This is a genomic window from Mycobacterium sp. IDUB_1, assembly GCF_055419625.1.
Genome location: NZ_JBVAYA010000001.1, coordinates 1 through 13,764 on the forward strand (window position 1 = coordinate 1; position 13,764 = coordinate 13,764).

Below are 13,764 nucleotides of genomic sequence, written 5' to 3' on the forward strand. Positions count from 1 at the left end.
CCTGCAACTACGCCAAGGAAGCACCCGGCTGGCACGTCACCACCACCAACACCGACGGCCACCACAGCGCCGACTACCGGACCCCCACCGGCGCGACCTACCACTCCACCGCACCACCACTACCCGGACCACCGACACGACGCCGCTACAGCGTGGTCGAAGGAATCCTTGCGATCGACCTGGTCAGGCGCGACGTTGCGTGACGTACCAATCGAGGAGGTCCGGATCGTCGACGGCGCTGCGGTCGACGACCTTGGTTGCATCGCGGCCCTGGAACAGTTTCTTGATCGGGACCTCGAGCTTCTTACCGGTGCGGGTGTGCGGTACGCCCGGCGCGACGATGATCTCGTCGGGGACGTGCCGCGGCGAGACCTCAGTGCGGATCGCGTCGTTGATGCGTTGTCGCAGAGCATCATCGAGCTCGGCTCCTTCTGCGAGGACCACGAACAGGGGCATCCAGTAACCGCCGTCGGGTTGTTCGGCGCCGATCACCAGCGCCTCGGCGATCTCGGGAAGACTCTCGACGGCCTGGTAGATGTCGGAGCTGCCCATCCGGATGCCGTGGCGGTTCAGGGTGGAGTCGGAACGCCCATGCACGATGACGCTGCCGCGATCGGTGATCGTGATCCAGTCTCCGTGCCGCCACACCCCCGGGTAGGTGTCGAAATAGGCGTCGCGGTAACGACTTCCGTCGGGATCGTTCCAGAACGCGATCGGCATCGACGGCATCGGCTTGGTGACGACGAGTTCGCCGACCTCACCGCGGACGGGTGCGCCCGATTCGTCCCAGGAGTCGAGTGCCACGCCGAGGAACGGCACCGAGAGCTCACCCGGCCACACCGCGACGGTGCGGACCCCACCGATGAACGCCGACACCACATCGGTGCCCCCGCTGATCGAGGCGATCTGGCCACCGACATTGTCCGCCAACCACAGCGACGACGACGCCGGCAGCGACGAGCCCGTGATGCCGATGCTGCGCAGCGCGGAGAGGTCGTGGGTCGCAGCGGGGCGGGCGTCGGCCTTGATGCAGCCCAGCACATAACCGGGACTGGTGCCAAGGACCGTCGCGCCGACGCGAGCCGCGATAGCCCAGAGAGCGTCGGGCTCCGGCGCATTCGGACTGCCGTCGTAACAGACGATCGTCGCGCCGACCAGCAGACCCGCCACCTGGAAGTTCCACATCATCCAACTGGGGCTGGTGTACCAGAAGAAGGTGTCATCGGGTCCGATGTCAGACTGCAGCGCAACGGCTTTCAAATGCTCGACGACGACGCCGCCATGACCGTGCATGATGCCCTTCGGCAATCCCGTGGTGCCCGAGGAGAACAGGATCCACAGCGGGTGGTCGAACGGCACCGCGACGCTGTCGAGACCGTGCGGGCTCTTCTCCTCGAGATCGGCCAGCGTGAACGTGGCACGCAGCGTAGGCAATCCGTCACGCAGGGCTGCCACATCGGCCTGCTTGTCTCGATACTTGCCGGCGAAGTGATAGCCGTCGGCGGCCACGAGCACAGTCGGCTCCAGCTGGCCGAGACGATCCAGCGCGGCCTTCGCCGAGTAGTCCTGACCGCACGCACTCCATACCGCGCCAATGCTCGCCGTGGCGAGAAAGGCGATCACCGCCTCGGCGATGTTGGGCAGATACCCGACCACCCGTTCGCCGGCCGTCACGCCACTGGCACGCAGCTTGTCCGCGAATGCCGCTGCGCGGCGCAGCAATTCGTCCCACGACATCTCGCGGTCCGGCCCGCTCTCGCTGACCGAGATGATCGCAGGGCGATCGGAACGGGCGTTGCGCACGATCACGTCGACGTAGTTGCACATCGCTGCGGGAAACCACTGCGCGCCAGGCATATCGGTGCTCTCGAGCACGCTAGGACCACGCTCACCGAGATCGAAGTAGTCCCACAGCGCCGACCAGAATCCCTCGATGTCGTCGACCGACCACTGCCACAGCGCGTGGTAGTCCGGATAGGCACCGCCCGTCCGCCCTTCGGCGAAGCGCGCGAAATCGGTGACACGGGCGCCGCTGACGTCGTCGTCGGAGGGCACCCACTGAGGCGCGTCGGTCGTCGCCGTCAACGGGCGCTCCATCCGCCGTCCATCGTGTACGACGCTCCCGTCACCATGCCCGCCGCCGGTGTCGCCAGCCATGCCACCAATGCGCTCACCTCTTCCGGCTCGACGAGCCGCTTGACAGCACTCTCCTTGAGGAGGATGTCCGTGATGACCTGATTTTCCGCGATGTTATGTGTTCGCGCCTGATCGGCGATCTGCTTTGTCACCAACGGGGTGCGCACGTAACCCGGGTTGACGCAGTTACTGGTGACGCCGTGCGGGCCGCCTTCCAGCGCGGTCACCTTGGACAGCCCCTCGAGCGCATGTTTGGCCGTCACGTAGGCCACCTTGAAGGGCGAGGCCCGCAGCCCGTGGATGGACGAGATGTTGATGACGCGCCCATAGCTTTCGCGGTACATGTGCGGTAGCGCCGCCCGGATCAGCAGGAACGGCGCCTCCACCATCAGCGCCAACATTGTGCGGAAGCGGTCAGGCGGAAACTCGGCGATCTCGCTGATGCTCTGGATGCCGGCGTTGTTGACCAGGATGTCGACCTCGAGGCGCAGATCCTCGAGCGCGGTGACGTCGGACAGATCCAGCGACCACGCAGTACCGCCGATCTCCTGCGCCAGCGCCTTGGCGCCGACGTCGTCGATGTCGGCGACCGTGACGGACACGCCGCGCGAGGCGAGTTCGCGTGCGCACGCGGCGCCGATTCCGCTGGCTCCACCCGTCACCAGAGCGGTGCGTCCCTGCAGCTCGCTCATGCCCGGCCCACTCATGCCCGGCCCACTCATGCCCGGCCCACTCATGCGATGCCCGCCTTCGCCAGCTGCTCGCGGTCGGCCTCGTCGAGCGTCTTGAGGTCCAGGCCGTTGGTCTCGCGGGTGAACCACGCAGCGATGAAGGTGATGACGGCGGCGCCGGCGAGGTAGATCGCGATCGGCACCCAGGTCCCGAAGTCGTCGAGAAGCCAGGTCGCGATGGCCGGCGCTAGCGAGCCCGCCACGATCGACGTGACCTGATAGCCCAGCGAGACACCCGAGTAGCGCATCCGCGTCGGGAACATCTCGGCCATGATCGCCGGCTGCGGCGCGTACATCAGCGAGTGGATCATCAGGCCGAGGATGATCGCCGCCATGATCAGCAGGTAATCGCCACTGTTCATCATCGGGAAGGCGAAGAAGCCCCACGTCGCGGCGAGCGCGGCACCGACCATGTACACAGGGCGGCGCCCGAATCGGTCGGAGAGCTTGCCGACCTGCGGGATGACCAAGAAGTGCACGAAGTGCGCGGCCAGCAGCCACCACAGGATGTCGCCGGTGTCGGCGCCCACATGGGTCTTGAGGTAGACGATCGAGAACGTGACGACGAGGTAGTACATGATGTTCTCGGCGAACCGCAGTCCCATGGCCGTGAAAACCCCACGGGGATAACGCTTCAGCACCTCGAACACGCCGTAGGAGACCGCCTTGACGCGCTCGACCTCCTGCTGCGCCTCCACGAAGATCGGCGCGTCGGTGACCTTGGTGCGGATGTAGTAGCCGATGAGCACGACCACCGCGGACAGCCAGAACGCCACGCGCCAGCCCCACGACAGGAACGCTTCGTCGGACAGCGTGCCGGTGAGCACCAGCAGCACCACGGTGGCCAGCATGTTGCCGACGGGCACCGCGGCTTGCGGCCAGCTCGCCCAGAACGCGCGGTCCTTGCTCGGGCTGTGCTCGGCAACCAGCAGTACCGCGCCGCCCCACTCACCGCCGACCGCGAAGCCCTGCAGGAATCGCAACAGCACGAGCAGGATCGGCGCCCACACCCCGATCTGCGCGTAGGTGGGTAGGCAGCCCATCAGGAACGTCACGACGCCGACGAGCAAGATCGCGAACTGCAACAGCTTCTTGCGACCGTACTTATCGCCGAAGTGCCCGAAGACGATGCCGCCGAGCGGACGGGCGATGAAGCCGACCGCATAGGTCAGCAGCGCCGCGATCAGCCCCGCCGCCTCACTCGTGCCCTCGGCAAAGAACACCTTGTTGAACACCAGCGTGGCCGCGGTGGCGTAGAGAAAGAACTCGTACCACTCGACGACAGTGCCGGCCATCGATGCCGCGACGACGCGCTTGAGGCCGGTCGTGACCGACCCGGCGTCCTGTTGCGTACTCAATTCACACCCCTTTGTTGTGATGCCGACCACAGATGGCAATGAGTATTCCTGCAGCTACCCACCGCAGCAATGGTCAAAACCGCACCACGGATCTGCAAAAATGCAGAAGTGACACCAGCTGCGCGCCGACCGAGTGCCGACGATCTGCTCGTACTCCTTGCCGTCGGACGCACGGGTCGATACACCACGGCGGCGGAAGAGCTGGGCCTCAACCACACGACGATCAGCCGTCGCATCACCGCGCTGGAACAAGCGATGGGCGGGCGGGTGTTGGCTCGGGTGGCCGGCGGCTGGGAGCTCACCGAGCTCGGCCGGGACGCGCTGGCGGCAGCCGAGGCCGTCGAATCGGCGGTGCGCTCACTGACCGTCGACGCGGCAGGCAACCGCGCGCTCGAAGGCGTCGTCCGGTTGTCGGCCACCGACGGGTTCTCCGCCTACATCGCCGCACCCGCCGCCGCCTCGGTGCAGCGCAGGCACCCGAAGGTCGCGGTCGAGATCGTGGCCGCGACCCGGCGCGCCACCCAGCAGCGCTCGGGACTCGACCTCGAGGTGGTGGTCGCCGGACCCGGGAGCGAGCCCCGGGTGCACCGGGCCACCGCGCTGCGCCTGGGCGACTACTGCCTGGGCCTCTACGGCTCGCGGGACTACCTCGCCGAGCACGGAGCACCCGCGGATGTGGCCGACCTGCACCGCTTCCCGCTGGTGTACTTCATCGATTCCATGCTGCAGGTCGACGATCTGGACCTGGCGACCAGCTTCGCGCCCGCGATGCGCGAATCAGTCACCTCGACCAACGTGTTCGTCCACGTCGAGGCCACCAGAGCAGCCGCCGGCCTCGGTCTCCTGCCCTGCTTCATGGCCGACCGGCACGGCGATCTCGTCCGGGTGCTGTCCGACACCGTGTCTGTCCGGCTCGCCTACTGGCTCGTCGCCCGGCCCGAGACACGGCGCAGGCCCGAAGTGGCTGCCGTCGTCGACGCGATCCGAGCGCGCATGGATGACCAGCGCGACGTCCTGCTCGGCGCCGTCTAGCGTGAGGCATGCCCTTCCTCGACCATCCCCGCGGACGCGCCTACTACCGCCACTGGCCGGCCCCTGACCCGCGAGCCTCGGTCGTCTTCCTACACGGTTTCGGGGAGCACACCGGGGTCTACCACCGGTACGGATTCGCCCTCAACACCGCAGGCATCGATCTGTGGGCAGTCGATCAGTTCGGCCACGGTCTGACCGGCGGCGACCGCGGTGACGTCGGCACCATCGAGGACAGCTCGGCGCTGGCCGAAAGCTTGACCGAGCTCGCCAGCGATGCACACCCCGGTATCCCGGTGATCGCGCAGGGCCACTCCTACGGTGCCGTCGTCACGCTGGTGCGTGCGCTCGAGCACGGCGACGAGTACGCCGGCGCCGTCATCTCCGGGGCGCCACTGGTGCCGGTGCCCGAGCTGCTCGACGTGGACACGTCGCTCGACCTGGACCCGTCGTGGCTGTCGGCCGATCCGTTCTACCTCGACTCGATGGTCAACGACCCGCTTGCCTTCCTCGAGGCCGACAGCCGCGCCCTGGCCCGTGAGCTGGACCGGGCGTGGGACCGGTTCGGCTCCGAGCTGCCGACATTGGCGCTGCCGACCCTTGCCGTGCACGGGGTCAACGACCCGATCGCGCCGGTCAGCGCCGTCCGCGCCTATGCCGAGTCGATCAAATCGCTCGAGCTGGTCGAGTTCCCCGGCGCCCGCCACGACATCCTGAATGAGACCGTCCACCGGGACGTGACCGAGGCGATAGCGTCGTTCATCCACAGGGTTATCCACATTGGGGATGAATAACAGGCGTGTAATTCGCCGGCGATCAGAGCCAGGTGTCGTCGGTGGTCGCGGTGAGGAACGCCTCGAGGTCGTTGCGCCAGTCCGCCGGCGTCGTCTTGTCGGGCTCGATGCCCGTGTACTGACCCTGGTAGAACAGCAGCGGCCGCGGCTTCTTGTGGGGCACATCGGACAGCGAGTGCACCGCCCCGAACACGACGAAATGGTCGCCACCGTCGTGCACCGAGGCCACCGTACAGTCGATGTGGGCCAGCGTCCCGCCGATGATCGGCGACCCCAACGGCGACAACGACCAATCGATCTCGGCGAACTTGTCCGGCTCACGAGACCCGAAGCGCGCCGACACGTCCTTCTGGTTCTCGTGCAGAACGTTCACGCAGAATTTCCCGCTGGCCTCGATGGCCTGCCAGGACCGACTGACCTTCGTCGGACAGAACAGGACCAGCGGCGGGTCCAGCGACAGCGCGGCGAACGACTGGCAGGCGAAGCCCACGGGAACGTCGTCGTGAACCGTCGTGATAACCGTGATGCCCGTACAGAACTGGCCCAGCACATTGCGGAATATGCGCGGGTCGATCGGTGCGCCGGACACTGCTATTTGAAGCCCACGCTGAAGTCGTGTCCCCACAGCGAGACCGCGGTGCTCTCCCGCGCCACCCAGCTGTGGTCGTCGACTTCGAGCCCCTCGCAACCGAATTCGATGTCGAACCCACCCGGTGTCTTCATGTAGAACGACAGCATCTTGTCGTTGACGTGCCGGCCGAGGGTCGCCGACATCTTGACCTTGCGGCGCAACGCACGGTCCAGGCACAGGCCGACGTCGTCGGCGCTTTCCACCTCGACCATCAGATGCACGATGCCGCTTGGTGTCTCGCCGGGCATGAACGCCAGGCTGTGGTGGCGCGGGTTCACCCCGAGGAACCGCAACCACGCCGGCGCGCCGTCGGCCGGGCGGCCGACCAGCTGCGGCGGCAGCTTCATCGAGTCGCGAAGGCTGAAGCCGAGCACGTCACGATAGAAGTGCAGCGTCTCGACGTCGTCGCGGGTGGTGAGCACGACGTGCCCCAACCCCTGCTCCTCGGTGACGAACTTGTGGCCGTACGGGCTGACCACGCGGCGGTGCTCCAGCGCGACCCCGTGGAACACCTCGATCGTGTTCCCCGACGGATCGTCGAACACGATCATCTCGTCGACGCGCCGTTCCGCGAGCTCGCTCGCGGTGGCCTCCTTGTACGGGGTGCCGTGCACGTCGAGGCGTTGCCGAACCTCCTGCAGCGCAGCGGCGTTCGCGGTCTCCCAGCCGGAGACCATGAGGCGGTCGTGGTCGCCGGGCACGATGACCAGCCGGGCCGGGAACTCGTCCATCCGCAGATAGAGCGCCCCCTCGGTTGGGCCGGTGCCCTCCACCATGCCGAGCACCTTGAGCCCGTACTCCCGCCACGCGGCGACGTCGGTGCTCTCGACACGCAGGTATCCGAGCGAACGGATCGTCACGACGTCACCCTCCGAGGAAATCGATGGTCAGCTTGTTGAACTCGTCGAACTTCTCCACCTGCGCCCAATGCCCGCACTGCCCGAACACGTGCAGTTGCACGCGAGGGATCTGCTTCAGTGCGACCAGAGCGCCGTCGAGCGGGTTGACCCGATCCTCGCGGCCCCAGATCAACAGCACGGGCTGGCGCAGCTTGTACACGTCGCGCCACATCATGCCGAGCTCGAAGTCCGCACCCGCGAACGACTTTCCCATCGCCTTGGTGGCGGCCAGCGATTCCGGGGTGCTGGCGATCTGGAAGCGCTCCTCCACCAGCTCGGGCGTGATCAGCGACTGATCGAACACCATGATGCGGAGGAACTTCTCGATGTTCTCTCGGGTCGGGTCGTTGGCGAAGCGGCCCAGCAGCTTGACGCCCTCGGTCGGATCCGGAGCGAAGAGGTTCACGCTCAGCCCGCCCGGACCCATCAGCACCAGCCTGCCTGCCCGCTTCGGGTTGTCCAGCGCGAAACGCACCGCGGTGCCGCCGCCGAGCGAATTGCCCACCAGCGCAGCGCGTTCGATGCCCAGCTGGTCGAACAGGCCGAGCAGCGCCGTGGCGCTGTAGCGGTTGTACTGCTCGTGTTCGGTGTGCTTGTCAGAATGCCCGTAACCGGGCTGATCGACGGCCAGCACGTGGAAGTGGCGGGCCAGCACGCCGATGTTGCGGCTGAAGTTCGACCAGCTCGACGCGCCGGGCCCGCCGCCGTGCAGCAGCACCACCGTGGGCGAGGCAGGGTCGCCCGCCTCGTGGTAGTGCAGCCGCATGTCGTCTCGAACCTGCGCGTAACGCGAGGTGGACTCGAACGTGATCTCCTGCTGCGCAGCAGCTTCGGCGGCGAACGAGGTCATCACACCATCGTGTCCTGGGGCGGGAGACCGAACGCGTCGTTGCCGAAGATCAGGTAGGCGCGCTCGGGCTCGTTGGCCGCGTGCACCCGGCCCGCATGCGCGTCACGCCAGAACCGCTGCACCGGCTGGTCCAGATTGAGCGCCGTGGCACCGGAGGCCTCGAACAGCAGGTCGATCGACTCGATGGCGCGCTTGGTGGCGCGTACCTGGTCGCGTCGGGCACAGGCGCGCAGCGAGAACGGGATCTCCTGTCCTGCCTGCAGCAACCGGTATTCCTCGCCGACGTTGCCGATCAGCTGACGCCATCCCGCATCGATGTCGCTGGCCGCCTCGGCGATCCGGATCTTGGCGAACGGATCCTCCTTGGACTTCTCGCCGGCGAACGCGGCACGGACCCGCTTGCCCTGGTGTTCGACGTGAGCGTCGTAGGCGCCGTAGGCCATGCCCATGATCGGCGCACTGATCGTGGTCGGATGCATGGTGCCCCACGGCATCTTGTAGACCGGCGCCGAATTGGTCTCATATCCACCGGCGGTGCCGTCGTTCATCGACTTGTACGACAGGAACCGGTGCCGCGGGACGAAGACGTCCTTGACGACGACGGTGTTGCTGCCGGTGGCCTTGAGCCCCACCACATTCCACACATCATCGATGCGGTAGTCGGAGCGCGGGATCAAGAAGCTGCCGAAGTCGACCGGGCGACCGTCCTTGATCACCGGACCACCCAGGAACGCCCACGTGGCGTGGTCGCAGCCCGAGGACCACTGCCACGCACCACTGACCAGGTAGCCGCCGTCGACGACGGTGCCCGCCCCCATCGGCGCGTACGACGAGGAGATCCGGACCGTGGGATCGTCGCCCCACACGTCTTCCTGGGCCTGCTGATCGAAGAGCGCGAGATGCCAGTTGTGCACGCCGATGATGGAGGACACCCAGCCCGTCGACCCGCATGCGCTCGCGATGCGGCGCACGGCCTCGTAGAACTGCGTCGGATCGCACTGCAAGCCGCCCCACTGCTCCGGCTGGAGCAGCTTGAAGAAGCCGACCTCGTCGAGCTCGGCGACGGTCTCGTCGGGCAGGCGGCGCAGTTCCTCGGCGGCCGGAGCACGCTTGGCGATGCGCGGCAGAAGATCATCGATGCCGGCGAGAACGGACTGCACGTCGCGCTGTTCAATGGACGTCACTGGTTTTGCCTCCCAGGAGTAGGGACCTGCACAAAGATTAGAACACGTTACGATTTGTGTCGAGTAGCGGTGTCCTGTGACGGCTGGACCTGCGGACATTCATTTCTGTAACCTGTTCTAGTTATTGACCCCCGACGGTGTGGAAGAGAGAGCCGCCTGTGACCGACGAGCCTTTGGGTGCGCACGTGCTCGAGCTGGAGATCGCCGAGGTGATCGACGAGACGGCCGACGCCCGCTCGCTGGTGTTCACCGCGACCGACGGGGTGCCCGCCGACAAGCTGCGGTACCGGCCGGGGCAGTTTTTGACCCTGCGGGTGCCCAGCGACCGGACCGGCTCGGTCGCCCGCTGCTACTCGCTGTGCAGCTCGCCCTTCACCGGCGACCCCCTCACCGTCACCGTCAAGCGCACCGCCGACGGATACGCGTCCAACTGGCTCTGCGACAACGCCCACGCCGGCATGCGCATGCACGTGCTGGCCCCGTCGGGCACCTTCGTCCCCGCAGATCTCGACACCGACTTCCTGCTGCTGGCCGCGGGCAGCGGCATCACGCCGATGATGGCGATCCTGAAATCCGCGCTGGATCAGGGCAGCGGGCACGTCACCCTCGTCTACGCCAACCGCGACCAGGACTCGGTGATCTTCGCCGCGGCGCTGCGCGAGCTCGCGGCCGCGCATCCCGATCGTTTGACCATGGTGCACTGGCTGGAGTCCGTGCAGGGGTTGCCCAGCGCTGCCGCGCTGGCGGCGCTGCTCGCCCCGTACCGCGACCGCGAGGCGTTCCTCTGCGGGCCCGGCCCCTTCATGGCGGCAGCGCAGGACGCACTGACCGCGTGCGGCGCGGCGCCCGAGCGTGTGCACATCGAGGTGTTCAAGTCCCTGGACTCGGATCCGTTCGCCGCGGTGGTACTCGACGACACCGATGACGGCGACGAGGGACCCGCGACCGCAGTCGTGACGCTGGACGGCACCACCCACGAACTGAGCTGGCCGCGACGCGCGAAGTTGCTCGACGTGCTGCTCGACAAAGGGCTCGACGCCCCCTTCTCGTGCCGCGAGGGCCACTGCGGAGCGTGTGCGGTCGTCAAAAAAGCGGGCGACATCGAGATGGAGGTCAACGACGTCCTCGAACAACAGGACCTCGACGAGGGCCTGATCCTGGCGTGTCAGGCCCACCCGTTGTCGGATTCGGTCGAAGTGACCTATGACGAGTGAGCAGCGCGCTAGGTTCGCCAGAATGAAGCGGCTCGCGATAGTAGGTGCGACGGCCCTGACGATGGCGGCCCTCGTGCAGCCTGCCACGGCCGTCGCGGCATCGGACACCAAGACCAGCTCGATCGCCGTCGACCCCGCCACGTCGATCCAGATGCAGGTCTCGGCCAACTGCGATTCAGCCCAGGCCCGGTGCTTCTTCACCACCACCGCGAGCCTGCTGACCCCGAGCGGACCCACCGGCTTCCCCGGTGACACCTGGGCGCGCCAGACCGTCACGCTGCGCAGCTCGGACCGCAACGTCTGGCAGCAGGCGTGGTACAGCGCGCCGTCGGGCAACCCGCGCGAGCTCAAGGGCGCCAACCACGAGAACGTGCTGTCCAAGATGTACCGCTCACTCAACGACGTCGAGCTGTCCATCACCTACTTCGGCGGCGGAGACATCGCGCGATTCACCTCGGACGGCGACTCCGTTCCCACGCAGTGGGAGAACGGATTACCCGCGACCGGCGCCGATTTCATCGCGTGCTCGCAGATCCAGGTGGTCTACAGCGGGGTCAACCTGACCACGCCGACCGCCTGCGCACAGACCCGCTTCGGCTAACGCGGCAATCCGAGTAGGCGCTCCCCCGCCATCGTCAGCAGGATCTGCTCGGTGCCCCCGGCGATGGTCAGGCACCGTGTGTTCAGGAAGTCGTGCACCTGCTGGTTCTCCACCGCGCCCGCACCATCGGACAGCTCCATGCGGAACTCCGCCAGCGCCTGGCGATACCGCACGCCGATGAGCTTGCGAGCGCTGGCCTGCGGGCCGGGATCGCGACCACCGACCGCGAGCTGGGCGATGCGCTGATCCAACAGCGAGCCCACCTGGGCGGTGACGATCAGCTCACCGAGCCGATCCTGTTGCGCGTCATCGACATCCGCTTCCGACAGCGCGCGCAGCAGCTCCTCCATCGGATTGCCCAGCGCGGTGCCCTGCGCCATCGCGACCCGCTCGTTGGCGAGCGTGGTGCGCGCCAGCTTCCAGCCGTCGTTGACCGCGCCGACCACCATCTCGTCGGGGACGAACACGTCGTCGAAGAAGACCTCGTTGAACAGTTCGTCGCCGGTGATCTCACGCAGCGGACGGATCACAATGCCCGGACTCGTCATATCGATCAGGAAGTACGTGATGCCCTTGTGTTTCGGAGCCTCCGGGTCCGTACGCGCCAGCGCCACCCCCCAGTGCGCCTTCTGCGCCGCCGAGGTCCACACCTTCTGCCCGGTGAGCTTCCAACCGCCCTCGGCCCGAACAGCTTTGGTGCGCAGTGCGGCCAGGTCCGAGCCGGCACCCGGCTCGCTGAACAGCTGGCACCACTGCAGGTCCCCGCGCAGCGTCGGCGGGACGAACTGCTCGATCTGCTCGGCACTGCCGTGCTCGAGGATGGTGGGGACCGCCCACCACCCGATCACGAGGTCCGGCCGGATGATCCCGGCCGCGGCCAGTTCCTGGTCGATGAGCAGCTGCTCGGCCGGGCCCGCGTCGCGGCCGTGCGGCCGTGGCCAGTGGGGTGCCAGCAGCCCCGTCTCGGCCATCACGACCTGCCTGCGATCCTGCGGTGCGGCGGCGACTTCGGCCACCGCGGAGGCGATTTCGGGTCGTAGATCTGCGACCGAGTCGAGGTCTACGTGCAGCTCGCGGCGCACCCCCTGCTGCGTCAGCGCGGCCACTCGTCGCAGCCAGTGCGACCGGCCGCCGAGGAACTGGCTGGTGCCGTAGGCGCGACGCAGATACAGGTGCGCGTCGTGCTCCCAGGTGATGCCGATACCTCCCAGAACCTGGATGCAGTCCTTCGCGTTGGCCTTCGCCGCCTCGATCCCCACCGACGCTGCCAGCGCCGCGGCGATCGACAGCTGCTCGTCGTCGGTGTCGGTCTGGCTGGCTGCCCGCGCCGCATCCGCTGCTGCCACCGACGCCTGCTCGCTGCGCAGCAGCATCTCGGCGCACATGTGCTTGATGGCCTGGAAGCTGCCGATCGGCTTGCCGAACTGCTCGCGCACCTTCGCGTACTCGGTCGCGGTCGTCAGCAGCCAGCGGGCCACCCCGGCGGCTTCGGCGGCCGCGACCGTCGCGGCGAGGTCCACCACGCGCTGCGCAGATACCACTCCCCGTGTCGCTTCGCTCCTGCCCGCCGGTACGGCGATCACCGTGGCGGGCGCCTCGTCGAACGTCACCCGGGCCAGCGGGCGCGAGAAGTCCGTGGCCTTCACCGGTTCGACGACGACCCCGTTGGCCGCCGCATCGACCAGCACCCACACCTCACCGGCAGGGAGCAGCAGCACGCCGTCGGCGGTCGCGCCCAACACCGTCGGAGCAACGCCGGACACCGTCTCGCCGGTCAGCGTCAGCTCGGCGTGCAGCGCGACACCGGCCGTCCGCGCTCCTGCCGCCAGCGCTTCGACGAGCTCGCCGTGGGAGCCGTCGAGCACCAGCGTGGCCAGCGCGGTCGTGGCCACCGGGCCGGGAATCAGACCGGCGGCGGCCTCCTCGAGCATCGCGCACAGATCGGAGATCGTGCCGTCGGCGCCGCCGAGATCCTCGGGCAGTGCCACCCCGAAGATGCCCAGCGCCGCCAGCGCCTCGAAGGGCGCGCGCCACGCATCGGGAGAGCCCTGCTCGACGTCGCGAGCGGCCTCCAGCGACGTCGACCCCGACGCCCAATCGCGCACCAGCTCCCGTGCGGCGGACTGATCGTCGCTGATGGTTGCCGGCACCGTGACTCCTAGGCTTTGGGTGAGAACCCCGTGCTTCCCACTAGAACGTGTTCTAATAGTGCCAGCGTTCGGCAGTCAAGTCGACCGCCATCGCAGCAGACCAGATCGTTGGCGGCACTGGTGGGCGGCGAGAAAGTCGCGACTGGTGTGCGTATCGTTTTCCTCGGTCGCATCGCAGGCCGCACCA

Annotated in this window: 12 protein-coding genes and 1 pseudogene; 5 read left to right on the forward strand and 8 right to left on the reverse strand. The window is 67.5% G+C overall.

Translation table 11 applies throughout. The features are described 5' to 3' along the window. Nucleotides 1-203 (forward strand): annotated as a pseudogene (locus ACZYYX_RS00005) (HNH endonuclease); the annotation flags it as partial. On the opposite strand, the gene ACZYYX_RS00010 reads toward ACZYYX_RS00005, so the two are convergent. From ACZYYX_RS00010 to ACZYYX_RS00020, 3 genes are read right to left on the reverse strand one after another with little or no spacing between them, the layout of a single operon-like run. Continuing rightward, nucleotides 184-2,097 carry an acetoacetate--CoA ligase gene (locus ACZYYX_RS00010; protein ID WP_463812369.1) on the reverse strand — a complete coding sequence of 638 codons (1,914 nt, stop codon included), beginning with the start codon at nucleotides 2,095-2,097 and terminating at the stop codon, nucleotides 184-186. The pseudogene ACZYYX_RS00005 and the gene ACZYYX_RS00010 overlap by 20 nt on opposite strands. Further along, nucleotides 2,082-2,828, reverse strand: coding sequence for a 3-hydroxybutyrate dehydrogenase (locus tag ACZYYX_RS00015; protein WP_463812370.1), 747 nt, complete (start codon nucleotides 2,826-2,828; stop codon nucleotides 2,082-2,084). Before ACZYYX_RS00015 ends, ACZYYX_RS00010 begins: the two co-directional genes overlap by 16 nt. A gap of 41 nt (nucleotides 2,829-2,869) precedes the next feature. Then, the gene (locus tag ACZYYX_RS00020) at nucleotides 2,870-4,162 is read right to left on the reverse strand and encodes an MFS transporter (RefSeq protein ID WP_463814734.1); all 1,293 of its coding nucleotides are present in this window, start codon (nucleotides 4,160-4,162) and stop codon (nucleotides 2,870-2,872) included. A gap of 132 nt (nucleotides 4,163-4,294) precedes the next feature. Here ACZYYX_RS00020 and ACZYYX_RS00025 point away from each other — a divergent pair, with 132 nt between their 5' ends. Further along, complete coding sequence (locus ACZYYX_RS00025) at nucleotides 4,295-5,257, forward strand: LysR family transcriptional regulator (RefSeq protein WP_463812371.1); 963 nt, start codon at nucleotides 4,295-4,297, stop codon at nucleotides 5,255-5,257. Nucleotides 5,258-5,265: 8 nt separating this feature from the next. After that, on the forward strand, nucleotides 5,266-6,048 hold the full coding sequence (locus ACZYYX_RS00030) for an alpha/beta fold hydrolase (protein ID WP_463812372.1): 783 nt from the start codon (nucleotides 5,266-5,268) through the stop codon (nucleotides 6,046-6,048). 22 nt (nucleotides 6,049-6,070) lie between these two features. On the opposite strand, the gene hsaB is transcribed toward ACZYYX_RS00030, so the two are convergent. The 4 genes from hsaB to hsaA are packed head-to-tail and all read right to left on the reverse strand — an operon-like array spanning nucleotide 6,071 to nucleotide 9,612. Continuing rightward, complete coding sequence (hsaB, locus tag ACZYYX_RS00035; RefSeq protein ID WP_463812373.1) at nucleotides 6,071-6,637, reverse strand: 3-hydroxy-9,10-secoandrosta-1,3,5(10)-triene-9,17-dione monooxygenase reductase subunit; 567 nt, start codon at nucleotides 6,635-6,637, stop codon at nucleotides 6,071-6,073. Between the two features lie 2 nt (nucleotides 6,638-6,639). Next, nucleotides 6,640-7,539 (reverse strand): iron-dependent extradiol dioxygenase HsaC, encoded by a 900-nt coding sequence (gene hsaC / locus ACZYYX_RS00040; RefSeq protein ID WP_463812374.1) that lies wholly within the window; start codon nucleotides 7,537-7,539, stop codon nucleotides 6,640-6,642. A gap of 4 nt (nucleotides 7,540-7,543) precedes the next feature. Next, complete coding sequence (hsaD, locus tag ACZYYX_RS00045; RefSeq protein WP_463812375.1) at nucleotides 7,544-8,428, reverse strand: 4,5:9,10-diseco-3-hydroxy-5,9,17-trioxoandrosta-1(10),2-diene-4-oate hydrolase; 885 nt, start codon at nucleotides 8,426-8,428, stop codon at nucleotides 7,544-7,546. Next, complete coding sequence (hsaA, locus tag ACZYYX_RS00050) at nucleotides 8,428-9,612, reverse strand: 3-hydroxy-9,10-secoandrosta-1,3,5(10)-triene-9,17-dione monooxygenase oxygenase subunit (protein WP_463812376.1); 1,185 nt, start codon at nucleotides 9,610-9,612, stop codon at nucleotides 8,428-8,430. Before hsaA ends, hsaD begins: the two co-directional genes overlap by 1 nt. A gap of 158 nt (nucleotides 9,613-9,770) precedes the next feature. On the opposite strand from hsaA, the gene ACZYYX_RS00055 reads away from it, so the two are divergent. After that, the gene (locus ACZYYX_RS00055) at nucleotides 9,771-10,826 is read left to right on the forward strand and encodes a 2Fe-2S iron-sulfur cluster-binding protein (RefSeq protein ID WP_463812377.1); all 1,056 of its coding nucleotides are present in this window, start codon (nucleotides 9,771-9,773) and stop codon (nucleotides 10,824-10,826) included. Nucleotides 10,827-10,848: 22 nt separating this feature from the next. After that, nucleotides 10,849-11,427 (forward strand): hypothetical protein, encoded by a 579-nt coding sequence (locus tag ACZYYX_RS00060; RefSeq protein ID WP_463812378.1) that lies wholly within the window; start codon nucleotides 10,849-10,851, stop codon nucleotides 11,425-11,427. Here ACZYYX_RS00060 and ACZYYX_RS00065 read toward each other — a convergent pair. Further along, nucleotides 11,424-13,577, reverse strand: a complete 2,154-nt coding sequence (locus ACZYYX_RS00065) for an acyl-CoA dehydrogenase family protein (RefSeq protein ID WP_463812379.1) — start codon at nucleotides 13,575-13,577, stop codon at nucleotides 11,424-11,426. The two genes, ACZYYX_RS00060 and ACZYYX_RS00065, sit on opposite strands and share 4 nt — an antisense overlap. Between the last annotated feature and the right edge of the window lie 187 nt (nucleotides 13,578-13,764).

Excerpts from the sequence above, each read along its gene's own strand:
- ACZYYX_RS00025 (WP_463812371.1), top strand. The coding sequence starts at position 4,295 with ATGGTCAAAACCGCACCACGGATCTGCAAAAATGCAGAAGTGACACCA.
- ACZYYX_RS00060 (WP_463812378.1), top strand. The coding sequence starts at position 10,849 with ATGAAGCGGCTCGCGATAGTAGGTGCGACGGCCCTGACGATGGCGGCC.
- hsaD (WP_463812375.1), bottom strand. The coding sequence starts at position 8,428 with ATGACCTCGTTCGCCGCCGAAGCTGCTGCGCAGCAGGAGATCACGTTC.
- ACZYYX_RS00015 (WP_463812370.1), bottom strand. The coding sequence starts at position 2,828 with ATGAGCGAGCTGCAGGGACGCACCGCTCTGGTGACGGGTGGAGCCAGC.
- ACZYYX_RS00030 (WP_463812372.1), top strand. The coding sequence starts at position 5,266 with ATGCCCTTCCTCGACCATCCCCGCGGACGCGCCTACTACCGCCACTGG.
- ACZYYX_RS00010 (WP_463812369.1), bottom strand. The coding sequence starts at position 2,097 with ATGGAGCGCCCGTTGACGGCGACGACCGACGCGCCTCAGTGGGTGCCC.
- ACZYYX_RS00020 (WP_463814734.1), bottom strand. The coding sequence starts at position 4,162 with ATGGCCGGCACTGTCGTCGAGTGGTACGAGTTCTTTCTCTACGCCACC.